Origin of the sequence: Flexivirga endophytica, assembly GCF_014640635.1 — a bacterium.
Taxonomy (GTDB): domain Bacteria; phylum Actinomycetota; class Actinomycetes; order Actinomycetales; family Dermatophilaceae; genus Flexivirga; species Flexivirga endophytica.
This window is the reverse complement of the sequence record NZ_BMHI01000001.1, coordinates 32,120-55,912: the sequence shown is the minus strand read 5'-3', so window position 1 is coordinate 55,912 and position 23,793 is coordinate 32,120. Positions and strand designations below refer to the sequence as shown.

The 23,793-nt window shown below is 68.6% G+C and carries 19 protein-coding genes; 13 read left to right on the top strand and 6 right to left on the bottom strand.

Annotated features, from left to right (window positions below):
• From aroA to gabT, 8 genes are all read left to right on the top strand, one after another.
• Nucleotides 1-1,308, top strand: coding sequence for a 3-phosphoshikimate 1-carboxyvinyltransferase (gene aroA / locus IEX71_RS00260; protein ID WP_188834987.1), 1,308 nt, complete (start codon nt 1-3; stop codon nt 1,306-1,308).
• Between the two features lie 3 nt (nt 1,309-1,311).
• Nucleotides 1,312-2,385 (top strand): ribosome small subunit-dependent GTPase A, encoded by a 1,074-nt coding sequence (gene rsgA, locus IEX71_RS00255; RefSeq protein ID WP_188834986.1) that lies wholly within the window; start codon nt 1,312-1,314, stop codon nt 2,383-2,385.
• Between the two features lie 4 nt (nt 2,386-2,389).
• On the top strand, nt 2,390-4,129 hold the full coding sequence (locus IEX71_RS00250) for an FUSC family protein (RefSeq protein WP_188834985.1): 1,740 nt from the start codon (nt 2,390-2,392) through the stop codon (nt 4,127-4,129).
• A gap of 67 nt (nt 4,130-4,196) precedes the next feature.
• Nucleotides 4,197-5,417 (top strand): inorganic phosphate transporter, encoded by a 1,221-nt coding sequence (locus IEX71_RS00245; protein ID WP_188834984.1) that lies wholly within the window; start codon nt 4,197-4,199, stop codon nt 5,415-5,417.
• Between the two features lie 29 nt (nt 5,418-5,446).
• A complete protein-coding gene (locus IEX71_RS00240; RefSeq protein ID WP_188834983.1) occupies nt 5,447-5,728 on the top strand; it encodes a hypothetical protein in 282 nt (93 codons plus the stop codon).
• Complete coding sequence (locus IEX71_RS00235) at nt 5,728-6,378, top strand: DUF3349 domain-containing protein (RefSeq protein ID WP_188834982.1); 651 nt, start codon at nt 5,728-5,730, stop codon at nt 6,376-6,378. The genes IEX71_RS00240 and IEX71_RS00235 overlap by 1 nt, the downstream gene beginning before the upstream one ends.
• 92 nt (nt 6,379-6,470) lie before the next feature.
• The gene (locus IEX71_RS00230; RefSeq protein ID WP_188834981.1) at nt 6,471-7,301 is read left to right on the top strand and encodes an inositol monophosphatase family protein; all 831 of its coding nucleotides are present in this window, start codon (nt 6,471-6,473) and stop codon (nt 7,299-7,301) included.
• 123 nt (nt 7,302-7,424) lie between these two features.
• The gene (gene gabT, locus IEX71_RS00225; RefSeq protein WP_188834980.1) at nt 7,425-8,768 is read left to right on the top strand and encodes a 4-aminobutyrate--2-oxoglutarate transaminase; all 1,344 of its coding nucleotides are present in this window, start codon (nt 7,425-7,427) and stop codon (nt 8,766-8,768) included.
• 157 nt (nt 8,769-8,925) lie between these two features.
• Here gabT and IEX71_RS00220 read toward each other — a convergent pair whose 3' ends face one another.
• The 3 genes from IEX71_RS00220 to IEX71_RS00210 all read right to left on the bottom strand — a co-directional run bounded on the left by IEX71_RS00220 (nt 8,926) and on the right by IEX71_RS00210 (nt 12,566).
• Nucleotides 8,926-10,239, bottom strand: a complete 1,314-nt coding sequence (locus IEX71_RS00220) for an MFS transporter (RefSeq protein WP_188834979.1) — start codon at nt 10,237-10,239, stop codon at nt 8,926-8,928.
• Entirely contained in the window at nt 10,236-10,862 is a 627-nt protein-coding gene (locus IEX71_RS00215) for an ArsR/SmtB family transcription factor (protein WP_188834978.1), read from the bottom strand. Before IEX71_RS00215 ends, IEX71_RS00220 begins: the two co-directional genes overlap by 4 nt.
• Before the next feature lie 216 nt (nt 10,863-11,078).
• The gene (locus tag IEX71_RS00210) at nt 11,079-12,566 is read right to left on the bottom strand and encodes an MFS transporter (protein ID WP_268235894.1); all 1,488 of its coding nucleotides are present in this window, start codon (nt 12,564-12,566) and stop codon (nt 11,079-11,081) included.
• A gap of 181 nt (nt 12,567-12,747) precedes the next feature.
• On the opposite strand from IEX71_RS00210, the gene IEX71_RS00205 reads away from it, so the two are divergent.
• Complete coding sequence (locus IEX71_RS00205; protein ID WP_188834977.1) at nt 12,748-14,070, top strand: threonine/serine exporter family protein; 1,323 nt, start codon at nt 12,748-12,750, stop codon at nt 14,068-14,070.
• A gap of 57 nt (nt 14,071-14,127) precedes the next feature.
• On the opposite strand, the gene IEX71_RS00200 is transcribed toward IEX71_RS00205, so the two are convergent.
• Nucleotides 14,128-15,471: a M16 family metallopeptidase gene (locus IEX71_RS00200; protein WP_188834976.1), complete on the bottom strand. Its 1,344-nt coding sequence runs from the start codon at nt 15,469-15,471 to the stop codon at nt 14,128-14,130.
• A complete protein-coding gene (locus tag IEX71_RS00195; RefSeq protein ID WP_188834975.1) occupies nt 15,471-16,745 on the bottom strand; it encodes a M16 family metallopeptidase in 1,275 nt (424 codons plus the stop codon). The genes IEX71_RS00200 and IEX71_RS00195 overlap by 1 nt, the downstream gene beginning before the upstream one ends.
• Nucleotides 16,746-16,900: 155 nt before the next feature.
• On the opposite strand from IEX71_RS00195, the gene IEX71_RS00190 reads away from it, so the two are divergent.
• Both IEX71_RS00190 and IEX71_RS00185 read left to right on the top strand, forming a co-directional pair.
• On the top strand, nt 16,901-17,125 hold the full coding sequence (locus IEX71_RS00190; RefSeq protein ID WP_188834974.1) for a hypothetical protein: 225 nt from the start codon (nt 16,901-16,903) through the stop codon (nt 17,123-17,125).
• A gap of 247 nt (nt 17,126-17,372) precedes the next feature.
• Entirely contained in the window at nt 17,373-18,248 is an 876-nt protein-coding gene (locus IEX71_RS00185; protein ID WP_188834973.1) for a trypsin-like serine peptidase, read from the top strand.
• A 70-nt stretch (nt 18,249-18,318) separates the two neighbouring features.
• On the opposite strand, the gene IEX71_RS00180 is transcribed toward IEX71_RS00185, so the two are convergent.
• A complete protein-coding gene (locus IEX71_RS00180; RefSeq protein ID WP_188834972.1) occupies nt 18,319-19,770 on the bottom strand; it encodes an NAD(P)/FAD-dependent oxidoreductase in 1,452 nt (483 codons plus the stop codon).
• 250 nt (nt 19,771-20,020) lie between these two features.
• On the opposite strand from IEX71_RS00180, the gene IEX71_RS00175 reads away from it, so the two are divergent.
• Together IEX71_RS00175 and IEX71_RS00170 are read left to right on the top strand one after the other, a co-directional pair.
• Nucleotides 20,021-20,905 (top strand): FHA domain-containing protein, encoded by an 885-nt coding sequence (locus tag IEX71_RS00175; protein WP_188834971.1) that lies wholly within the window; start codon nt 20,021-20,023, stop codon nt 20,903-20,905.
• Between the two features lie 37 nt (nt 20,906-20,942).
• Nucleotides 20,943-23,603, top strand: a complete 2,661-nt coding sequence (locus IEX71_RS00170) for an FHA domain-containing protein (protein WP_229749338.1) — start codon at nt 20,943-20,945, stop codon at nt 23,601-23,603.
• Nucleotides 23,604-23,793: the final 190 nt, after the last annotated feature.

Below are 23,793 nucleotides of genomic sequence, written 5' to 3'. Positions count from 1 at the left end.
ATGAGTTCAGAACCTCCGCATCCGACCACCACCGCCACCATCACAGCAGGCGACTGGGCCGCCCCTGCTGTCGATCGCGCGGTGGACGCCGTCGTGCCCGTGCCCGGCAGCAAGTCGCTGACCAACCGCTTCCTGGTGCTCGCCGCACTCGCGCAGGACAGCTCGCGACTGTCGCGGCCGTTGCGGTCGCGCGACAGCACACTCATGTGCGAGGCGCTGCAGGCGCTCGGCACCCGCATCGACAGCCGCAGCGACGACACCGAGTGGCTCATCGAGCCCGCGCCCCTCCACGGACCGGCCGCCATCGACTGCGGCCTCGCCGGCACGGTGATGCGCTTCCTGCCTCCGGTCGCGGCCCTGGCCGAGGGCACCGTCGCGTTCGACGGCGACGACGGCGCCCGGCGTCGCCCGCTCGGCCCCGTGCTGGGCGCGCTGCGCTCGCTCGGGGTGACCGTCGACGGAGACGGCCTGCCCTTCACGCTCACCGGCACCGGCCGGGTCACGGGCGGCACCGTGCACATCGACGCCTCCGGCTCCTCGCAGTTCGTCAGTGCGTTGCTGCTCGCCGGCGCGCGGTATGACGACGGCATCACCGTGATCCACGACGGCAAGCAGGTCCCGTCGCTGCCACACATCGCGATGACCGTTGAGGTGCTGCGCGACGCGGGTGTGCTGGTCGACGACAGCGAGGCCAACAGGTGGCGCGTGGAGCCTTCCCAGATCCACGCGCTCGACGTGGAGGTCGAGCCCGACCTGTCCAACGCGTTCCCGTTCCTGGCAGCTGCGCTGCTCACCGGCGGCCAGGTGACCGTCCCGGGCTGGCCGGTGGTCACCACCCAAGCCGGCGACCACGCGCGCGACATCCTGCAGCAGTTCGGCGCCGACGTGCAGTTGACCCGGGAGGGCCTCACGGTGCGCGGGACCGGTCGCGTGGAGGCGATCGACATCGACCTGCACGAGGCCAGTGAGTTGTCCCCTGTCGTCGCGGCCATCGCTGCCTTCGCCGACGGGCCCAGCCACCTGCGCGGCATCGGCCACATCCGCTTCCACGAGACCGACCGGCTCGCCGCGCTCGCCACCGAGCTCGGTCGTCTCGGATCGGACGTCGAGGAAACCGAGGACGGACTCGTCATACGCCCGAAACGCATGCGTGGCAACACTTTCCACACCTATGGCGACCACCGCATGGTAATGGCCGCGGCCGTCCTCGGACTGCGCGTGCCCCACGTGGTCGTCGAGGACGCCGGGACCGTCGCCAAGACGATGCCGGACTTCACCGCACGCTGGACCCGCATGATCGGGGAATGAGCGATGTCTCCGCGCGGGCGCGTCTACGACGAGTCCGACGTGCGCGTGCGTGCCGGCCGCCGGGGCAGCCGCCCCCGGACCAAGGAACGCCCCAAGCACGAGGACGCTCGCATCGGCCAGGTCACCACCGTCGACCGCGGCCGCTGGACCTGCCTGGTCGATGGCCACCCGGTGGTCGCCATGCGGGCCCGCGAACTCGGCCGCACCAGCACCGTCGTCGGCGACCGGGTCGCGCTCGTCGGTGACACCTCCGGCGACCCCGGCACCCTGGCTCGCATCGTCCGCGTCGAGCCGCGCACCAGCGTGCTCCGCCGCACCGCGGACGACACCGACCCCTACGAGCGGGTCATCGTCGCCAACGCCGACCAGCTCGCGATCGTCACCGCCCTGGCCGACCCCGAGCCCCGCCCACGGATGGTCGACCGGTGCCTCGTCGCGGCATACGACGCCGGTATGACGCCACTGCTCGTCCTCACCAAGTCCGACCTGGCCGACCCGGAGAAGTTCCTCGCCGGATACGCCGGCCTGGACGTCGCGCACGTGGTGACGCGCACCACCGCCCACGGCATCGAGGGCCTGGAGCAGGTGCGGGAGGCGCTGCAGGGCCGGATGACCGTGCTGGTCGGCCACTCCGGCGTCGGCAAGTCCACCCTCGTCAACGAACTGGTTCCGGGCATCGGACGCGCCATCGGCCACGTCAACGCGGTCACCGGCCGTGGCCGGCACACCTCGACGTCGGCGATCGCGTTGCCGCTGCCGGACCTGCACGGCAACACAGACGGCTGGGTCATCGACACCCCGGGTGTGCGGTCCTTCGGCCTGGCGCACATCGATCCCGATCACATCATCCACGCCTTCCCGGACCTCGCCCCCGCTATCGAGGACTGCCCGCGCGGCTGCACCCACGACGAGGAGGAGTGCGCCCTGGACGCCTGGGTCGCCGACGGCCACGCCGGCGCCAGTGGCCGCACCCGGCTCGAGTCGCTGCGTCGTCTGCTGCGCACCCGATCCGGCGACCCCGATGCGCACGACTCCGACGCGCAGACCGACCCGCACGGCGAGCACGAGCCGGGCTGAATCCGTGCGGCCGGCTCCCGAGGCGTTCACCCGCCACCTGCTCGCCTTCGCCGAGGTCAAACCTGCGCCGGGGCGCTGGAAGTTCGCGCTGCACGTGGTGGCGATCGTCACCGTCGCCGTCACCCTGATCAGTGTGCTGCTCGGTCCGAGTTTGGGCCTGGTCGGCATCACCGGTGCGTTCCTGGGGTTCGTCGCCCGCACCCGCCCGGTGCGCTCACGCATCGTGATCCTGGCCGGGATGTGCCTGACCTACATCGCCGGCATCACCCTGGCCGCGCTGGTCGGCAGCGAACCGGTGCTGCTGACCCTGGTCCTCACGGCGATCTCGCTGGTCACCGTGCTGGGCTACAACACGCTGGTCGCCGAGCCGCCCGGTTCGATGTTCCTGATCATCGGCCCGGTCATCGCGTCATACCTGCCGACGGTCGGGCTGTCGGTCGGCAAGGTCGTGGTGGTCGGCGCCCTGGCCTGCGTGAGCGCATCCGCGACATCGCTGCTGCTGCAGACCGTCACGGAGCGGCGGCAGGTCGAGCAGGAGGCGCTGTCGACCGCGCAGGACGCGGTGGCGGCATACCTCGACGCCGACCGGACGCTGACCCCGCGGCACCAGCTGGCCCGGCTGCGCGACCAGGCGTTCGTGTCGGTCTTCAGCGCCTCGATGGTGCTGGAGGACGCGGTCGGCCGCGAGCCGCGGATGCGTCAGTGGCGCCGCATGAACGCCGCGCTGCGCCGGCTGCACCTGGCCATCATCCAGCAGGTCGTGCGCGTGCATCTGCCGGGGCGGGAGGTGGTTGTCACCGGTGTCGAACAACGGCGCTACCTGGGCCGGCCGGACGCCAGTTATCTGCTGCGCTGGGGGCTCTCGCGTTCCTCACTCCCCTGGCTGGCCGCACGTCGTATGGCGGCAGCGGTGCTGCTCACCTGCGCGGCCTCCTACGGGCTGCACGCCGGGCATCCCTCCTGGGCGGTGATGACCACTGCCCTGGTGATGTCCGTGACCCGCGATCGCCTCGCGCTGACCCACCGGGCCCTGCATCGCGTCAGCGGGACGGTCGTCGGCATCGGGGTGTTCGCGGTGATCCACTCGATGCACCCGCGCGGCATCGTCCTGATCGTGATCGCGCTGGCCCTGGTCTACTGCATCCAGATGCTCGCCGTGCGCAACTACGCGCTCGCGGTGATCTTCGTGACGCCGATGGCGCTGCTGATCAGCACGGCGGCTGCGCCATACCGGCCCATCGGGGAGATCGCCGGCGAGCGCGTCCTCGAGACCGTGATCGGCGCTGCCGTGTCCGTCGTGGTGATCTGGCTGGCCGGCCGTCGGGCACCGATCGCGTTGGTGCGCAGGCAGTTCCGGCGTTCGTTGCGCTCGCTCGAGCGGTTGCTGCTGCTCATCGCCGACGGGCAGCAGAGCACCGAACGCGGGTATGCCGCCCGACGCGACCTGTCCTATGAGCAGTTGCAGGCCAGCCGGATCCTGCAACTCGCGCAGACCGACCTGCCACGGACCCTCGAGGACTGGAACCTGCTGGAGACGTCGCTGAACGAGGCGTCATACGTCGTGCTCGCGGCGTGCTGGACCACCGACCCGCCACGCGCGATCGACGCCGAGCGGATGGCCGGGGTACTGGCCCGGATGATCGCCGCGCTGCCGCCCGTCGGCACCACCATGGTCGACGCCCGGATCATCGCCGGCGGCCTGCAACGGATGCTCGACGTAGGGAAGCAGTTGAACAGTCCGTGAACAAAAACCACGCCCACTCGGCCCCGATTTGCGCAGGACCCAGCAGGCAACGTCATACTCGTGACCTGTGAGTGCCGAACTCTTCATTCTGATCCTGCTGGTGATCACCGCCGTGGGATTCGACTTCACCAACGGCTTCCACGACACCGGCAATGCGATGGCCACCTCGATCGCCACCGGTGCGCTGAAGCCCAAGACGGCTGTGGCACTCTCCGCGGTCCTCAACCTGGTCGGCGGCTTCCTGTCCGTCGAGGTCGCCGTCACCGTGACCACGTCGGTGCTGAAGATCCAGAACGACTCCGGCGGCCTGATCAGCGGGATCGATGCCCAAGAGGCGATGTTCATCATCTTCGCCGGGCTCATCGGCGGCATCATCTGGAACCTGCTGACCTGGCTGCTCGGTCTGCCCAGCAGTTCCTCGCACGCGCTCTTCGGCGGACTGATCGGCGCCGGCCTGGCCGCCATCGGCACCAGCGGCATCAACTGGGACGGCCTGGTCGTCAAGGTGATCATCCCGGCGCTGCTGTCGCCGCTGATCGCCGGAGCGGTCGCCGCGGTCGGCACCCTCGGCGTCTACGCGCTCAGCCGCAAGGTCAGTGAAGGCAAGCAGGAGAGCGGTTTCCGTTGGGGCCAGGTGGCGACCGCGTCACTGGTCTCGCTCGCACACGGCACCGGTGATGCCCAGAAGACCATGGGCGTCATCGCCCTCGCGCTCATCGCGCACGGCAGCCTCAGCGACCACCAGATCCAGGAACACGGCCTCCCTGTCTGGATCATCGTGCTGTGCGCCGGCGCCATCGCACTGGGCACCTATATCGGCGGCTGGCGGATCATCCGCACCCTGGGCAAGGGCCTGGTCGAGATCGAGGCACCGCAAGGCATGGCTGCGCAGGCGTCGGCGGCCGCGATCATCCTGACCTCCAGCAACCTCGGTATGGCGCTGTCCACGACCCACGTCGCCACCGGATCGATCATCGGCACCGGCGTCGGCAAGCCCGGCTCCACGGTGCGCTGGGGCGTCGCCGGTCGGATGGCCGCCGGCTGGCTCATCACCCTCCCCTGCGCGGCGATCGGCGGCGCGGTGAGCTTCTACATCGGACACCTGATCGGCGGCGCGGTCGGAGCGATCGTGATCTTCGTGCTCCTGGTCGCCCTTGCGGCATACATCTACTACCGCGCGCAGCAGCAGAAGGTCGGTGCCGACAACGTCAACGCCGACTGGGACGACAGTTCCAAAGGCGGCTCCGACACAGCATCCGGCAAGAAGTCGAAGGTGCCGACCGTCTGAACGGCGGCCAGGGACAAGGGGATGAAGCGATGAACATCGATTTTGCGGACATCGTCGACGGCACCGTGAAGGTGCTGGTCGCGGGACTTCTCTTCGGCGCCGGGCTGCCACTGTTGTTCACGCTCGGCATGCGGCTGTGGGACGCCGGGAGCGTGCACGAGGACGCCGACGGCACGATGACGCTCGGCAAGCACGCCGCGCTCTGGACGGCATACCTGATCTTCGCGATCGTGGCTGCCGCGGTGGTGGTGGGCGTCCTCTACATCACCCACAAGAGCATCGACCACTACCTCGGAATCGAGTTGTTCTGATGGCAATGGCTACCAACATGCTGACCTCCGTCGTCGACTGGCTGCGCAAGGGCTACCCCGAGGGCATCCCGCCCAAGGACTTCCCTCCGCTGCTGGCGCTGCTGCAGCGCACGCTGCAGCCCGCGGACGTGCAGGCGGTCTGTGCGCAGCTCATCTCCGACCACCCCGACGGCGGGATCTCCGCCGAGTCGGTCGCCGACGCCCTCAAGCAGGTCAACTCGGTGCCACCGACCGAGGCCGAGGTGCAAGCGGTCGCCACCCGGCTGGAAGCCGTCGGCTGGCCCGCGGCAGGCCTTGCATCTGCCGATCAGGAGGACGAGGACGACGAGGAGGAGGACGACAGCCCAGAGCGCGTCAACTTCTTCCAGCGCATCCTGGACTGGCTGCGCGAGGGCTATCCCGACGGTGTCCCGCCGACCGATCTCCCGCCGTTGTTCGCGCTGCTGCAGCGTCGCTTGACCAAGAAGGAGATCAAGAAGGTCGCCAAGGAGCTCATCGCCTCCAACAAGGTGCCCGGCGAGCCGAAGACTCCGATCTCCGAGGAAGAAGCGCAGGAGATCATGCAGCAGATCGCGGGTGTCGTCCCGATCGAGGCGGATCTGGATCGGGTCCGCAAGCGGCTGGCCAAGAAGGGCTGGCCGCTGGTCTGAGTCGTCCGGCGGGGTCGCCGGGCGAGATCGTGAGCGCGACCGGTTGAGCACCGTCGGCGTGTTCGGGCGGATCGGCCGATAGGTTCGGGTGCATGCCGACGTATGACGACGACCTCCGCCTCGCCCACGTGCTCGCGGACGCCGTGGAGCCAACGAGCACCGGGCGCTTCCGCGCGGACGACCTGCACGTCACCGCCAAGCCCGACCTCACGCCGGTGACCGACGCGGACATCGCGGTCGAGGAGGTGCTGCGCGCCCAGCTCAAGCGCGCCCGCCCGCGGGATGCGGTGCAGGGCGAGGAGCAGGGCACCCAGGGCAACGGACCGCGCCGCTGGATCGTCGACCCGATCGACGGCACCAAGAACTTCGTCCGCGGCGTGCCGGTGTGGGCGACTCTCATCGCGCTGGTCGACGACGGTCTGCCGGTGGTCGGGCTGGTCTCGGCGCCGGCGCTCGGTCGCCGCTGGTGGGCCGGCCTGGGCACGGGAGCGTGGACGGGTCGATCGTTGTCGAGCGCGAAACGCATTGCAGTCTCTGGTGTTTCGAAGATCTGTGACGCGTCGACATCGGTCGCCGGCTGGCGGACGTGGGCGGATCTCGACCGGCGCGACGCTCTCGTCGAGCTGATGGACGACGTATGGCGGGTGCGCAGCTACGGCGACTTCTGGGCGCACATGCTGGTGGCCGAGGGCGCGATCGACTTCGCACCGGAGCCGGAGCTCGCGGTCCACGACATGGCAGCCCTGGTTCCGATCGTCACCGAGGCCGGCGGCCGCTTCACCGGACTGGACGGCAAGGACGGCCCGTGGAGCGGCAACGCCCTGTCCAGCAACGGTCTGCTGCACGACGAAGTGCTGCGCCGGATCGGCGACTCCGCCGAGCCCACTTCCGCCGAGCCCACTTCCGCCCAGCGACACAGTTGACCCCGAGTGGCACACCTGCAGCTGTGCCACTCGGGGCCAACTGTGCCAGTCGGCGCCCCTTCTTCGATTTCGAAACTCTGCGTGGCACACTGAACACGCAACGTCGCACGCAGAGGAGCCCTCATGACCATCACCGCACCGGACATCGCACAACGCCGCGAGCTGAAAACGCCGATCCCCGGCCCTCGTTCGCAGGCGCTGGCCGAACGTCGCAGCTCCGTCGTGGCCGCGGGCGTCTCCTCGACCATGCCGGTCTATGCCGCCCGTGCCGCCGGCGGCATCATCGAGGACGTCGACGGCAACACGCTCATCGACCTCGGCTCGGGCATCGCGGTGACCACCGTTGGCAGCTCCGACCCTCGCGTGGTGGCCAATGTGCAGCAGCAGGTCGCCGAGATCACCCACACCTGCTTCATGATCAGCCCCTACGAGGGTTATGTCGCAGTCGCGGAGAAGCTCGCCGAGCTGACCCCCGGCGACCACGCCAAGAAGTCCGCGCTCTTCAACTCCGGCGCGGAGGCCGTCGAGAACGCCGTGAAGATCGCCCGCTACGCCACCGGGCGTCAGGCCGTCGTCGCGGTCGACCACGCATACCACGGCCGCACCAACCTCACGATGGCACTGACGGCGAAGGCGATGCCCTACAAGAAGGGCTTCGGGCCCTTCGCGTCGGACGTCTACCGCGTGCCCACGTCATACCCCTTCCGCGACCCGGAGGGTATGACGGGCGAAGAGGCCGCCCAGCGCGCAATCACCCTGGCGGAGAAGGCTGTTGGCGCCGACCAGATCGCGGCGTTCATCATGGAGCCGATCCAGGGCGAGGGCGGTTTCATCGTCCCGGCGCCGGGTTTCCTGGCCGCAATCGCCAAGTGGTGCACCGACAACGGCATCGTCTTCATCGCCGACGAGGTGCAGAGCGGCTTCGCCCGCACCGGCGAGTGGTTCGCGGTCGACCACGAGGGTGTCGTGCCCGACCTGGTCACCACCGCCAAGGGCATCGCCGGCGGCCTGCCGCTGTCAGCCGTCACCGGCCGCGCAGAGCTGATGGACTCCGTGCACCCCGGCGGACTCGGTGGCACGTATGGCGGCAACCCCGTCGCCTGCGCCGCGGCGCTCGGCGCGATCGAGACCATGGAGGCCGACGGTCTGCTCGACCGCGCCAAGCACATCGAGGAACTCGCGACGGGTGCGCTGCGCGACATACAGGCGAAAACGCCTGCGATCGGCGAGATCCGGGGCCGTGGCGGCATGCTTGCGGTCGAGATCGTCAAGCCCGGCACCAAGGAGCCGGACGCTGCGCTCACCGCCGCCGTGGCCAAGCGGTGCCACGAGCAGGGCGTCGTGATCCTGACCTGCGGCACCTTCGGCAACGTCATCCGGCTGCTGCCGCCGCTGGTCATCAGCGACGAGCTGCTGCTCGAGGGCCTGGGCGTCCTGGCCGACGCCTTCGCCGCCGAGCTCGCCTGAGCGTCCTCGCCATACCCCACCCGACCCGACCCGACCCGACCCGACCCGCCATACCCCACTCGCCGAGGGGACAGGCGATGATCGAGAGGACAGGGGATTCGGGCCAATTGGGCCCAATTCCGCTGTCCTCTCGGTCATGCGGTGTCCTGTCGGCGAGTCAGGCGGGCGCGACGTCGCGGGCTGGAGCATCCGCCTGCGTGACCGGATCATCCCCGGCGCGATTCGCGACGCATTCCCCTGCGGGGCGCTTGTTGAATTCGCGGAAACTCTTGCGCACCAACGGCATCAGCGTTATCAGGAAGTAGGCGATACCCACCCCGACGGTGGCTGCACGCCAGCCGATGAGCGCCGAAAGCACACCGCCGAGCAAGCCACCGAACGGGATCAGCGACCAACACAGCGAGGTCTTGAGAGCACTCACCCGGCCGACCAGATGCGGCGGGATGCGTTCGAACGTGACAGCTCCCAGGATCGGGTTGATGAAGCCGGACAGGAAGCCCGCGGCAGCGAGGACGCTCACCAGCGTCCACAGGTGGACGTCGAGTGCGAAGACTGCGAAGCGCGGCAGTCCGGCCACGAAGAAGCCGAGCACGTAGACCGGCAGCCGCGGCAGTCGCTCCCCCACCGCCGCCGCTACCAGGGCCCCCAGGATCGACGGACCCGCCATCGCGGCGAGCACCAGGCCGACTGCGCCCGCGCCGCTTCCGGTGGCATGTGCCCACACCGGAAGCAACACCGCCGTCCACGCCTGGTCCAGCAGATTCGTCAACGAGACCATCACGGTGATGCCGACCAGCACCGAGTCGCCGCGCAGGAAGCGCCAGCCCTCGACGAGTTGCTGCCGGTATGACGAGCCGGTCTCCTCCTCGCGGACCGGATCACCTTGTGGCTGCGCACTTTTCGTATCCGGCAGGCCGTGCGAGATGCACATCGCCGCGACGGCGAAGGTGACCGCATTGACCAACAGCGCTTGCGGAGCACCGATGACGGCGACCACCGCGCCGGCCGCTGCGGCACCCACCGTGCCACCCAGTCGCTCGATCGCGCCCATGACACCGGTGATGCGCTCCAGCGGGATCGCGCCCTGCTCGGCGACGGTAGGCACCAGCGCCGACTTGGCGCCGTCCGAGGGACCGCGCACCACCCCCATCAACGCGGCGATCGGGATCAACCACCCGAGCTGCAGCATGCCGAGCCAGTGCAACAGCGGGATGAGACCGACGATCAGCACACTGCACGAATCGGCGGTCACTGCAACGGCTTTCGAGCCGATTCGATCGACGATCGGTCCGCCGAGGGCCTTGGCCACGACATACGGCAGCAACTCGGCGAAACCGACGACACCGGTCCAGACCGCAGACCCGGTGGTCGTGAGAACCAGCCACGGCACCGCGATCTGGGACAGCCGCGTGCCGGAGATCGAGAACGCCTCGGCGACGGCGAGCGCCGCAAACGGCCTGCGGCTGCTCATGTTTCGTCGCCCTCGGGCTCGTCCCGGTGCGCCAGTGTGCCCGGCCGCGGGAAGGTGTGGAACTGGAAGACGACGGGCGCGGCATCGGCCGGTGCGGACTCCGGATCGCGGGCCGTCTCGGCGACCTCGCCGAGCACGGCGTGGACGGCATCCTTGACGCGGCGGACCTGCTCGGGCGTGAGGTAGACGTTGTAGTCACTCGCACCGACGAGGTCGGCCCATTCCTTCGGCAGATCGGGCACCTCGGCGGCGGCCTGCTCGAGCTGCACAGCAGCCTGGTGCGCGACGACGCCGTGGTATGCGCCCATCACCGCACGCTCCTCCACGTCGTCGACCTGCGACGGCTCGGTCACGGTCGACTCGTGGGCGGCCTTCCACCAGCGGTCGCGCTTGTTGCCGCGGTCCGCGTCGTCGACGACGAGACCGGCGTCGGCCAGTTGGCGCAAGTGGTAGCTGGTCGCGCCCGAGTTCAGTCCCAGCTGCGCCGCCAGCGAGGACGCGGTCGCCGGACCGTCCGCGCGCAGGCGACCGATCATCGCGAGACGGACCGGGTGGGCCAAGGCCTTCAGCTGGTCCAGATCCGGCCGGACCTTGTTGATCTCACGGCGTTCGCGTTTCGTCATACGAGGAAAATACACCGCAAAGACTTCTTTGCAAATAGTTCTTTGCGATTCTCTGCGGGCAACTCTATGTACCGAGCGGACAGGAACAGTGCCGAGCGGACAGGAAATCCGGGCCATGGAGGCCCGGATTTCCTGTCCCCTCAGTGGTTTCCTGTCCGCTCGGTGGGTTGGCTGTCCGATCGGTCGGGTGGGGCACGCCGGCCGGTGTCGGCGAAACTACTGCTGCTGCACCGTCTTGCCGGGGCCTCCGGCGCGATCCTTGGCCTCACTGAGCTTCTTACGCAGCGCCCGCACCACCTCGCGGGCCTCCTCCCGGGTGGCCGCGGCGGGTGGGGAACCCCACATCTTGCGGCCGTTGGGCTCGGCCAGGAAGGCCACCGAGAACACACCGATCACACCGGCGATGATCAGGTAATAGGCCGGCCAGTTCAGATCGCCGGTCAGCGACACCAGCGCGCCGACCACGACCGATGTCGTGCCCGCGAACAGCGAGATCGACACGTTGAACGCGATCGAGAGCGCACCACCGCGCACCTTCGTCGGGAAGAGCGTCGGCAACGTCGACGGCATCGTGGACGAGAAGCAGATCAGCAGCATCGCCATGATCAGCAGCCCGGCGAAGATGCCGATCGTGGTCTGCGAGCGCACCAGCGCGATCATCGGTATGGCGAACACGATCAGCCCGATCGCCCCGAACCAGCAGATCGGCTTGCGACCCACCCGGTCCGACAGCATCCCCAGGAACGGGATGGTCGCCAGCGCCAGGACCATGACCGCGATCTGGATGACCTGTGAGGTGTTGTCCGAGACCTGGTCACCGGACGGAAGTGTGTCGGTGACATAGGTCGGCATGTAGGAGGTCAGCATGTAGTTGGTGACGTTCCAGACCAGCACCAGGCCCATGCAGACCAGCATGTAGGGCCACAGGTGCAGGATGCCGCGCAGCTCGCCACCGGACTTCTGCTCCTCCTTGTTGGCCTTCTCGCGCTCCTCCGACTCCTTCTCCAACTGCAGGTATGCCGGGGTGTCGGCCAGCTTGGTCCGCAGATAGACACCGACCAGACCGAGTGGGAGGCCGACGAAGAACGGGATGCGCCAGCCCCAGGAGATCAACTGTTCGTGCGACAGCAGACCGTCCATGACGGTCACCATGATCGCGCCGAGCAGGTAGCCGGTGAAGGTGCCGAACTCCAGCCAGCTGCCCCAGAAGCCGCGCTTGCGATCGGGCGCGTATTCGGCGATGAACGTCATCGCGTTGCCGTACTCGCCACCGGTCGAGAAGCCCTGCACCAGCCGAGCCACCAGCAACAACACCGGCGCCATGAAGCCGATCGCGCTCCGGCTGGGGATGCAGCCGATCGCGAAGGTGCCCAGGGCCATCAGCACCATCGTCATCGCGAGCACCTTGTTGCGGCCGATCCGGTCGGCCAGCGGTCCGAAGAACATGCCGCCGAACGGGCGGACCAGGAACGCGACCGCGAAGAGCCCGAACGTCGCGATGGTGCCCGCTGCGTCGCTCAGGCCGTCGAAGAAGACCTCTTTGATGGTCGGTTCGAAATAGGCGTAGACGCCGAAGTCGTACCACTCGGTGACGTTCCCGATCGCAGCAGCGCCGATCGCCCGCCGGATGATGCCGGGCTCGGTCACGACAACGTCGCTGACCTCCCAATCCTGAAGCTTCTCAGTCGGTTCCAGGGTCTGCACGGGTGGATTCAGCTCCTTGTCGACGGCGTCGGGACAGCTCTACGACGTTGTCAAGACGCTGTGCGGACGTCAACTCGTGACACCCGTATTTGCCATACCCTGAGCCTTCTATGACCGATGGATTCCAGTGCTCCCAGGGTGATTTCGGGGTGTCCCGTGCCATCCGTCACACTTACCCACGATGACGACCGACGACACCTATCCCACCCTCGATCTGGCGCTGCGGGTCGGGGAACTGCTGTTGTCCTCCGGTGCCGGTGCGGCCGATGTGAGCGTGCAGATGCAGAACGTCTGCATCGCCTGTGGGCTGCGCGGGGTGAGCGCGAGCGTGACGTTCACCGAGTTGCAGCTGACGCACCAGCAGTCGCCCGAGGACCCGGGCATGATCCAGGTGCGCAACGTGACTCAGCGCGAGATCGACTACGAGGACCTGACCCGAGTGGACTGGCTGGTCCGCGACCTGGTGTCCGGCCGGATCGACCGCGACGAGGCGCGCAGCCAGCTGGCACAGCTGGTCTCCTCCGGCCACGAGCGGTCGCGCAAGGTCGTCACGGTCGGCTGGGGCGTCATGGGGCTCGGCATCGGTCTCCTGCTGGGTGCCACCCCCGTCGTCATCGCGGCGGCGTTCTTCGGGTCGATGGGCATCGACATCATCCAGCGTTACCTCGGCCGGCGACGGCTGCCGATGTTCTACCAGCAGGTCGCCGGCGGACTGTTCGCGACGATGCTCGCCGTCGTGGTGATCGCCACCGGCCTGAGCGACAACCCGAGTCGCATCGTCAGTGCGGGCATCATCCTGCTGCTGGCCGGGATGAGCTACATGGGCGCCGTGCAGGACGCGCTCACCGGATTCCCGCTGACCGCCGCGGCGCGTTCCCTGGAAGCGACCTTGCAGACCGCCGGAGCCATCGCCGGCGTCAGTGGCGGCCTGACCATCGCCACGGCTATCGGGATCAAGTTGGTCAATCTGACCCCTGGCGCCAGCGCCTATCCGCCCTGGCCGCAGATGGCGCTCGGTGGTGCGATCAGCGCGGGCGCGTTCGCCTTCGCGTCATACGCACCGGCCCGCGCGCTGCTGCCGACCGCACTCCTGGGCATGGTCTCCGCCACTGCGTTCATCGCCGGCTACCACGCAGGGTTGGGCGTCTCGTGGCCCGCTGCGACGGCAGCGATCATCGTCGGTCTGGTGAGCTACACCATCGCGTCACGGATCAAGGTGCCGACGCTGGTGCTGGTGGTCGCCGGTGTGGTGCCGCTGCTGCCCGGGCTGTCGGTCTATCGGGGCCTGGCGCATCTGTCGGCCGGCCAGTCCGATGGTCTCGTCGAGCTGATCAACGCATCAGTCGTCCTCCTCGCACTGGCGGCCGGCGTCATCTTCGGTGAATACGTCGCCCAACCGCTGCGCCGGGAGGGCCGCCGGCTGGAGCAGCGCTTGTCCGGTCCACGCCTCGTCGGCCCGCTCACCGTGCGTTCGGTACGCCGCAGGAAGCGGGACAAGGCGTAAGAGCGGTCTCGTGACGCCTGCTCCCGCATTCCGAGACTCAGGACGACGTTCGACCAGTCAGATGACGGTGACCTCACCGATGCCGAGCGCACGAACACCGTCGGCGTGCGCCTCGGCGTCGCCCACCAACACGATCGTGCGCGGCTCGTCGGCCCACATCGCCCATGCCGCGTCCAGGTCGGCGGCCCGCAGACCCGCCAGCTGCTCGAGGTATGACGAGACGAATTCCGTTCCGAGGCCGTTGGATCGGAGCATCGCGGCTTCGTCGGCGACGGCATCCGCGGTCGCATAACGAGCCGGCGCGGTCTTGCCGATGAAGTCGGTCGCCGCTGTCGTCTCCTCCTCGGTGAATCCCTCCCCCGCCGAGTCGAGGATCTGCAGCGTCAGCTCGAGCGCCTCCACCGTGACGTCGCTGCGCACGGAGCCGGACACGATGAACATGCCACCCTCGTGGCGCGGCCGGAACGCCGAGCGGAACCCGTAGGTGTAGCCCTTCTCCTCCCGCAACACCGCGTCGAGCCGTGCGTTCGGGGAGCCGCCGAGCGCAAAGCTCAAGGCGGGGTATGGCGCCCAGCCGCCCGCCACCCGCCGGTCCGGCCCGAGGGAACCGAGGTACAGCTCGGTCTGTACGGCGTCGGGCCGATGCGCGAACCGCACCCGGGTCGCACCTGGGGCGACCAACGCGGCAAGCGAATCATCTTGCGGTGCAGCGGTGTCCACCTGCCAGGTGCCGAGCGTCGCGTTCAGCTCGCGCAACGTCCGCATCGCGTCGAACTCGCCCGCCACCACGACGGTCGCGCCCTCGGGGCGGATCCACCGGGAGTGGAAGTCCACGCAGTGCTCGGCCGTGATCGCGCGAACGGTGTCGGCGGTCCCGCCGGCGGGACGCGACGCACGGGAGCTCTGGTCGTAGAAGGTCGCGGCGCACTCCTTGGCCGCGCGCATGTCGGGGGCTGCGGCCTCGTGCTCGATCTCGGACAGTCGCTGGCCCACGTGCCGGGAGACTTCCTCGGCAGGGAAAGCTGGCTCCTGCAGGCACTCGGTGATCAGAGCCCAGCCCTGCGCGGACTTCGCGGCCGTGGCCTCGGTCTCCAGTGTGAGCCCGCGCGCGCCATACCCGGCGCCGTAGGCGATGCCGTCGATCTCGAAGAGTTCGGCCATCTCGTCGGCCGTGTGGCTGCGGGTGCCTTCGTCCATGGTGCGGGCCACCATCGTGGCGACGCCCTCGAGCTCGCGCGGCTCGACCGCGATCGGGGTCGGCACCAGCACTCGGGTCGAGGTGATGTGCTGGCCGGGGCGGTTGTAGAGCAGCACCTCGATGCCGTTGTCGAGCACGTGACGTTCGGCGGTCGGGAACTCCCACGGCTGCGCGAGCGGCACGACGGGGCGGGGCTGCACCATCAGTTCTCCTTCTTGCGGTAGATGACGACCGCGGCCGACTCGGGCTGCGCCCAGGCTGCGGCACTCGCCGCGACGTCCGCCGCGGTCACCGCCTGCACCCGGTCGAGATAGGTGTTGAGGTGGTCCGGGTCGTCATACAGCAGGGTGTGGCCGCCGATCACGTCGGCGCGCTCGTCGGGCTGCGCGAGACTCTGCAACCACCAGCGTTCGACGTCCGCGAACGCCGCCGCCATCTCGGTCTCGGTCGGCGGCTCGGTCGCCAGGCGCCGAAGTTGCTCACCGACCCCCTGCTCGACCTGCTCCACGGCGACACCCTCGGCGACGTCGAGGATCAGCGCGCCCATCGACGTCCCGTCGACGCGGGCGCCGGTGTTGCGTGAGACGTGCGTGACCAACTGGTCGCCGCGCACCAGCCGCCGGTAGAGCCTGGATGTGGCCAGGCCCGCGAGGAGGTCGAACGCGATCTCGGTCGCGATGAAGTCGTCGGACCCACCGTGCGGCAGCCGGAAGCCGAGGTAGAGCCGGTCGGACGGCACGTGGTCGAACTTCTCGATCCGGCCCGGCTCGGTCAACGGCGGCAGCTGCTCCGCAAGCGGTCGATCCGCGGGGACGTCTGCACTGGTGAGCTCATCGAAATACTTTGCCACCAGGGCGAATCCGTCGTCCGGGTCCACGTCGCCGACCAGGGTCAGCACGGTGTTGTCGGGTCGGTAGTGCCGGGTGTAGAAGTCGCGCACGTCGGTCAGCGACGCTGCGTCCAGATCGTCCATCGAGCCGATGGTCGTGTGGTGGTAGGGGTGCCCCTCGGGGAAGACCAGCGAGGTCAGCTCGGCATACGCGGTGCCGTAGGGCATGTTGTCGTAGCGCTGCCGCTTCTCCTCCTTGACCACGTCGCGCTGGTTGTCGAGGTTGTCCTGGGTCAGTGCCGGCAGCAGGCGACCGTGCCGGTCCGCCTCGAGCCAGAGCGCGAGCTCCAGCGCGCCGGTCGGCACCAGCTCGAAGTAGTTCGTGCGGTCGACCCACGTGGTGGCGTTCATCTGCGCGCCCTGCGCCAGCAGCGCCGCGAAGTGCTCCCCCTCGGCGACGTTCTGCGAACCCTGGAACATCAGGTGCTCGAAGAGATGCGCCAGACCGGTGCGCCCTGGGCGTTCGTGCCGGGAGCCCACACCGACCCAGAGATTGACCGCCACGGTGGGGACGGAGTGATCGGTCGACACGACGACTCGCAGTCCGTTGTCGAGCCGGCGAGTCGCGATCGGGTAATGGGGCCGCATGTCGGCACACACTACGGACCCGCTCTGGCCGTGCGTTTCCTGGGAGTCTCGGGTCGGGTCTTGTCAGCGCGGGCGGCAGGCGGGACGATCACGGTGTCCCGACCCACCTCGGGCCGGCCGCAACACACCACTCAGAACCTTTCGGAGGACGTGCCATGGCAGTTTCGGTCAATCTCGCCAAGAAGCTCGACAAGGCCTACGAGGACAAGACTCTCGCGGAGATCCTGGATGCACCGGTCGACGCGCTCGCCGGTCTCACGCCGCGTCATACCGAGGCGTTGAAGGACCTGCTCGGCATCAAGACCGTGCGGGATCTCGGCTCCAACAAGTACTTCGCGGCTGCCGGTGTCCTCGTCGCGCTGGAGAAGCACGAGGGCTGACCCGCGGCATACAACGCCCAACGGGGGAGGCATTCGGTGATCGCACCGGTTACCTCCCCTGTTGTATGGCGGTCGGTATGCCGCACCCCGGCGACTTCACAGGGAACGTCTGGACCCGGTCAGCGACGGTGCAGGACTTGCCCAAGACGCGGTAATCAATGGCCGGCTTCCCTGACGCGGACGGTGCCCGGACACCAGAGTCGTGCCCCGACCCATCCGTCACCACCTTGGGAAAGGGACCAACCTCATGAAGGTTCTCCGCCACGCGGCACTGGCCACCGCCATGCTCAGCTGCGCCGGAATCGCTACAACTGCACCGGCATCCGCGCACACCGTGCCCGAAGCGACCAAGAGCGTCGCGAGCACGAAAGCCGCAGCGAGCGACTCGCTGGCCGGCACGATCGCCCTCGACAACTGCTCGGGATCGCTGGTGCGTTACGCGCAGTCCACCGGCACCGACCACGCGCTGATGCTCACCAACGGGCACTGCTACGAGGGCGGTATGCCGGACGCCGGCGAGGTCATCACCGACCGACCGAGCACGCGGACCGGCAAGCTGCTGAACGCCGACGGCGACCCGGTCGGCACCGTCGCCGCCGACCGGTTGCTCTACTCCACGATGACCGGCACCGACATCTCCCTCTACGAGCTGGACGCCACGTATGACGAGATCACGGCCGACACGGGCATCGCGGCGCTCACCCTGGCCAGCAGCAAACCGGCCGACAAGACGTCGATCACGGTCGCGTCCGGCTACTGGCAACGCACGTGGCACTGCGAGGTCAACGGATTCGTCGACACGCTCAAGGAAGCGGACTGGACCATGCACGACTCGGTCCGCTACAGCATGCCGGGCTGCGACATCATCGGCGGCTCCTCCGGATCACCGGTCCTCGACGACGCCTCCGGGGAGGTCGTCGCGGTGAACAACACCATCAACGAGGACGGCGAGCAGTGCACGATGAACAACCCGTGCGAGGTCAACGAGGACGGCACCACGACCGCCACCCAGGGTGAGGGCTACGCCCAGGAGACCTACTGGATCACGACCTGCCTGGCCGCCGACCGCAGCCTCGACCTCACCGTCGCCGGCTGCCTGTTGACCAAGCCCGCCGCCGGCTGAGAACCACTGCCCCACAACGAGACTGGGCGCCCCCGATGCTGATCGGGGGCGCCCAGTCTCGTGTATGGCGTCAGGACGCTTCGTCGTCCGAGGCGCGAACACGCTCCGGCATCGGCCGGCCGGGGCTCAGCCGCAGCTTCGGGTCGAAGTCGTCACCGAGCTGTTTCAGCGCGTTGCGCGCGAAGATCTGCTGCTCGGTGGCTGTGCGCTCCCCACGCGAACGGCCGAGGAACGACACCGCCCAGTGGAAGAACGTGGTGATCTGACTCTTGAATCCGATGATGTACCAGAGGTGCACGGCCAGCCACATCACCCAGGCGAGGAAGCCCGACATGCGCAGCTTGCCGACGCTGGCCACCGCGCTGAACCGCGAGATGGTCGCCATCGAACCCTTGTCGAAGTAGTGGAACTTCGCGTCGGTCGACTCACCCTTGAGCCGGTGCAGGATCTGCTTGGCCGCGAACTTCCCGCCCTGTATGGCGACCTGGGCGACACCCGGAAGGTTGTCCAGCGCGATCATGTCGCCGACGACATAGACCTCGGGATGCCCGGGCAGCGTCAGGTCCGGGTTGACCGCGATGCGTCCCGCGCGGTCCAGCTCGGCGCCGGTCTGCTCACTCAGCGTCTTGCCCAGACTGCTGGCCTGCACACCGGCCGCCCAGACCTTCGTCAAAGCGGGCACGCGCTCGGTTTCCCCTGAGGGAGTGCGGTATTCGATGCCGGACGCGTCGACGTCGGTGACCATGGCGTTGAGCCGGACGTCGACGCCCATCTCGGTCAGGCGCTTCTCGGCCTTCTTGCCCAGCCGGGAGCCGAAGCCACCGAGCACCTTGTCGGCACCGTCGAGCAGGATCACGTGCGCCTTCTCTGATGCGATGTGCCGGAAGTCGTGCGGCAGGGTGCGGCTGGACAGCTCGGCTATCTGGCCGGCCATCTCCACACCGGTGGGGCCGGCGCCGACGACGACGAACGTCATCAGCCGGTCCAGGTCCTCGTCCCGCCCGGAAGCGGCTGCCAGCTCGGCCAGCTCGAAGGCGCCGAAGATGCGCGCCCGCAGCTCCAGTGCGTCGTCGATGCTCTTCATGCCGGGTGCGAAGTCGGCGAAGTGGTCGTTGCCGAAGTAGGACTGGCCGGCCCCCGCAGCGACGATCAGCGAGTCGTAGTCGTAGCTGGTCTCGACGCCGAGCGCCGTTGCGGTGACGGTCCGCTCGTCCAGGTCGATGTCGCGCACCTTGCCGAACGCGACCTCGACGTTCTTCTGTTTGGCGAGCACCTCGCGGGTCGTCGGTGCGATCAGTCCTTCGGACAGGATGCCGGTGGCGACCTGGTAGAGCAGCGGCTGGAACAGGTGGTAGGCGGTCGAGGAGATCAGCGTCACATCGACGTCCTCCCCGCCGAACTTGCGCGCCGCGAAGAGACCACCGAAGCCGGAGCCGATGATCACCACCCGGTGCCGACCGGTCGAGAGATGGCCGTGCGCGGGGCGCGGGCGTTCCTGCGGGGTGTTGGTGGAGTCGATCATCAGCACCTGCCTCTAGTCGAATACCCCACGAAGTTCTCCGCTCGTCCCTCGCTCCGATACGTCGCGGGGACCCGTCTTCCTCACGGAGGCATTTCGCAGGGTGCTGTATGAAGTCGTGTGGATGGCTCCTCACTCACAGGTTAGTCGAACGGGTCGGCCCCACTTTCGTCGCGGGTTACGCTGGGCATCAGTGCCCGCGGAACCTGCTCGGCCGCGAGCCACCTCGGATGTCGCTTGTATGGAGGCCTCGATGAGCAACCCGTATGACCCCTCGCAGCCGGATCATCAGCAGCAATGGGGTCAACCGCCATACCCAGGGCAGCCCGGTCAGGGGTATGACGCAGGCTCAGCGCAGGGTGCGCCTCCGCCATACGGCCAGGGCCAGCAGTGGGATGCGCCCCAGGGCCAGCAGCCGTGGGGTGACCAACAGCAGTGGCAGCAGCCCGTCCAGCCGGCACCGATCGACTGGAGTTCCGCCCCGCCGCAGCCCGAACAGGCTCCCTGGCGCGGCCCGGCTCCGTTCGCTCCGCCCGCCGACGAGCAGCCGCAGCAGTTCGCTCCCCCGGCCGGTCACGACCAGCCATGGGTCTCCGCCGGGAGCGCGCAGACCGCGCAGGAGGTCGCCGACCACTGGCAGTCCTCCCAGGAGGCGCAGTCCGCGACTCCGCAGTCCTACCAGGCGGCGCCGCCCGCCGCCCCGGTCGCCGAGCATTACCAGCCGCCGGCCGCCGAGCCGCAGCTGCCTCAACAGCAGCCGCAGATGCCCGCGCAACAGGCACCGCAGCAGCAGTGGCCCTCGTACGACGCCCCGGCGCAGCACGACACCTCGATCAACGAGGCGGCGACCGTCACGACGCCCGCTGTCGCGGACCCGGCGGCCGAGCCGGAGCCGGAAGCGCTCACCATCGGCCGCGGCCGGGACAACTCCATCGTGCTCGACGACATGCTCGTCTCCCGGCAGCACGTGCGCATCACCGCGGACGCGGACGGGCTGGTCCTGGAAGATCTGGGCAGCCGCAACGGAACCTATGTCAATGGACGGCGCGTCGAACGCACGCATCTGTCCGAGGGCGACCGCATCGGCATCGGCGCCGCCACGTTCGAAGTACGCGATGGCTGGCTGCTGAACGTCTGAGCGGTCGATCCTCGATAGGGTGCAGTCAACTTGACACATGCACATGGCGGCAGCATCGCTGCGCCGTATCGAGTACATAGGGGCAGCAGTCATCGCTACCAACTTCTCCGTCCGGGTCTCCTGCGAAGGCCGGACCGTCCCGTTGGAATCGGGTCAGACCGTCGTCATCGGCCGAGGGCTCGACTGTGATCTGGTCATCACCGACGCCCTCGCGTCCCGTCGCCATGCGGAGTTGCGGCTCGACGGCACGCAGCTGACGGTCACCGATCGGGGCAGTTCCAACGGCACTTTCCTGGACGGCACCAGGATCAGTGCGCCGATGGCCGTCGGCCCGGGCAGCACGCTGCGGATCGGCGGTGCGGCCGGACCCGAGGTGCGCTTCCAGGCGGCGCCGAGCGGAGCCGCCATACGCACTCCACAGACGCCGGCTCAAGGCGTGCGCACGCCGAGCGCATCCCAGCAGCCGGCTCCTGCCGCGGCGGTGTCACTGCCCGCGCACTCGCAGCGACCGCAGCAGCCGCAGCAACAGACCCAGTCGGCGCGTGCCAGGTCGACCAGCCAGCCACTGCCGACCCGGGAGCGCAAGCAACGGGTCGCGCTCCCGTCGGCGCCGAGCAACACCGGCGTCGTGTTCGATCGCTACTCACTGCCCAGCGGTCCGATCGAGCAGCGGGCGCCCATCACGCCGTCCGGCCACGCCACCGTCACCGGCTCGACCCCACAGGTCATGCCGGTCGATCCCGGCCCGGCGGGCGGCCACGGCGGCGCCATCACCATCGGTCGCGGCCTCGAGAACCAGATCGTCGTGGACGACCTGCTGGCCTCTCGCCAGCACGCCCGCCTGGTGCCGTCGCACGGCGGATATGACGTGCAGGATCTCGGCAGCCGCAACGGCACCTACGTCAATGGTCAACGCATCATGGGCGCCCACCTGGGCGAGGGCGACCTGCTGGCCGTCGGCCACTCCCGCTTCACCGTCCGCCACGGGCAACTGGTCGCCAGCGTCGACGAAGGTGACGTCAACTTCGTCGCCAACCACCTCAGCTTCACCCTGCCGGAGGGCAAGAAGCTGCTGGACGACGTGTCCTTCGCGCTCGAGGGCTCCAGCCTGCTGGCGATCATCGGTCCGTCCGGCGCCGGCAAGTCGACGATGCTGAAGGCGCTGATCGGCTCGCAGCCCGCGACCGAGGGTGAGGTCTACTACGACGGACGAGACCTCTACAAGAACTTCCAGGACCTGCGGCACCGCATCGGTGTCGTCCCGCAGGACGACGTCGTGCACCGGCAGCTCACGGTCCAGCAGGCGCTGCGCTTCGCCGCCGAGCTCCGCTTCCCCGACGACCTGCCCGCCGAGCTGCGCAACCGGCGCGTCGACGAGGTGATGGCCGAGCTCGGCCTCACCGAGCACGCCCACACGCGCGTCGACAAACTCTCCGGCGGCCAGCGCAAGCGCACCTCGGTCCTGCTCGAACTGCTGACCCAGCCGTCGCTGCTCTTCCTCGACGAGCCCACGTCCGGGCTGGACCCGGGCCTGGACAAGCAGGTCATGCAGACGCTGCGGCAGCTGGCCGACGGCGGTCGCACGGTCGGCGTCATCACGCACAGCGTCGCCAACCTCAACGTGTGCGACAAGGTGCTGTTGCTGGCACCGGGCGGCAAGGTCGCCTACTTCGGCCCCCCGAACGAGATGCTGTCGTTCTTCGGCAGCGCCGACTTCGCCGACGTCTTCACCTCGGTGACCGCGGACCCCGACGGCGCCCAGCGGCGCTTCAAGGAGTCACCGCTGGAGGACGAGCAGGTCGAGGGGCCGCTCAGCGCCCCGCGCCGCGAGCCGCCGCCCTTGGAGAAGCCGCCGCGGCAGCAGAGCATCCCGTCACAGCTGTCGACGCTGGCCCGGCGTCATGTCCGCGTCATACTCGCGGACCGGGGCTATTCGATCTTCATGCTGCTGCTGCCCATCGCGCTCGCGCTGGTCGCGATGCTGGTGCCCGGAAGCCACGGTCTGAAACAACAGCCACCGCTGGGCACCGGCCCGGGCCAGGTGAAGTTCCACACCACCGAGCCGTTGCAACTGCTGGTCTTCCTGATCATCGGTGCGGTCTTCATGGGCACCGCCGCGACGATCCGCGAGCTCGTCGGCGAGCGGGCGATCTATCACCGCGAACGCGCGGTCGGCTTGTCGCCGCAGGCCTATCTCGCCGGCAAGCTGACGATCTTCGGTGTCCTCAACCTGCTCCAGTCGATCCTGATGGTCGGTCTGGTGAGCCTGCGCAAGCCGATGCCCGACGGCGCGATCCTCTTCGGGTCGCCGATGCTGGAGATCATCATCGCGTGCTGGCTGACGGCGTTCGCCGCGGCATCGCTCGGCCTGCTGTTGTCCAGCGTGGTCAAGACGTCGGAGCAGGCGATGCCGGCGCTGGTCATCTCGATCATGGCCCAACTGGCCCTGTGCGGTGGTCTCTTCCCCGTCAACGGACGGATCGGCCTCGAGCAGTTCTCCTGGCTGACACCCGCCCGGTGGGGGTATGCCGGCTCCGCCGCGACCACCGATGTCCGCAACATCCTGGCGTCACAGACCGATCCGTTGTGGAAGCACTCTGCCGGAGTGTTCATCCTGTCGATCGTGATGCTGCTCGTCCTGGCTGCCCTGTATTCCGCGGTCACCCAGTGGCGGCTGACGCGCAAGGCGGTCGACTGACCCGTTGCACCGAAAGGCCCCGAGAACGCCTCGTTCTCGGGGTCTTTCGCGCTCCCGCCGTGTCCCGTATGGCGCGACGGCCGCGATCCCGTTGTGCGCCATACGAATTCGAATGTGGCTGATGCCACGTTGCGCCAATGCTCCTCTGTCTTGTTAGGTTAGGCTTGCCTACCCAACAATGAGAGGACGC

Coding starts and splice junctions, on each gene's coding strand:
- aroA (WP_188834987.1), top strand. CDS start 1: ATGAGTTCAGAACCTCCGCATCCGACCACCACCGCCACCATCACAGCA.
- rsgA (WP_188834986.1), top strand. CDS start 1,312: ATGTCTCCGCGCGGGCGCGTCTACGACGAGTCCGACGTGCGCGTGCGT.
- IEX71_RS00240 (WP_188834983.1), top strand. CDS start 5,447: ATGAACATCGATTTTGCGGACATCGTCGACGGCACCGTGAAGGTGCTG.
- IEX71_RS00235 (WP_188834982.1), top strand. CDS start 5,728: ATGGCAATGGCTACCAACATGCTGACCTCCGTCGTCGACTGGCTGCGC.
- IEX71_RS00230 (WP_188834981.1), top strand. CDS start 6,471: ATGCCGACGTATGACGACGACCTCCGCCTCGCCCACGTGCTCGCGGAC.
- gabT (WP_188834980.1), top strand. CDS start 7,425: ATGACCATCACCGCACCGGACATCGCACAACGCCGCGAGCTGAAAACG.
- IEX71_RS00220 (WP_188834979.1), bottom strand. CDS start 10,239: ATGAGCAGCCGCAGGCCGTTTGCGGCGCTCGCCGTCGCCGAGGCGTTC.
- IEX71_RS00215 (WP_188834978.1), bottom strand. CDS start 10,862: ATGACGAAACGCGAACGCCGTGAGATCAACAAGGTCCGGCCGGATCTG.
- IEX71_RS00205 (WP_188834977.1), top strand. CDS start 12,748: ATGACGACCGACGACACCTATCCCACCCTCGATCTGGCGCTGCGGGTC.
- IEX71_RS00200 (WP_188834976.1), bottom strand. CDS start 15,471: ATGGTGCAGCCCCGCCCCGTCGTGCCGCTCGCGCAGCCGTGGGAGTTC.
- IEX71_RS00195 (WP_188834975.1), bottom strand. CDS start 16,745: ATGCGGCCCCATTACCCGATCGCGACTCGCCGGCTCGACAACGGACTG.
- IEX71_RS00190 (WP_188834974.1), top strand. CDS start 16,901: ATGGCAGTTTCGGTCAATCTCGCCAAGAAGCTCGACAAGGCCTACGAG.
- IEX71_RS00185 (WP_188834973.1), top strand. CDS start 17,373: ATGAAGGTTCTCCGCCACGCGGCACTGGCCACCGCCATGCTCAGCTGC.
- IEX71_RS00180 (WP_188834972.1), bottom strand. CDS start 19,770: ATGATCGACTCCACCAACACCCCGCAGGAACGCCCGCGCCCCGCGCAC.
- IEX71_RS00175 (WP_188834971.1), top strand. CDS start 20,021: ATGAGCAACCCGTATGACCCCTCGCAGCCGGATCATCAGCAGCAATGG.
- IEX71_RS00170 (WP_229749338.1), top strand. CDS start 20,943: ATGCACATGGCGGCAGCATCGCTGCGCCGTATCGAGTACATAGGGGCA.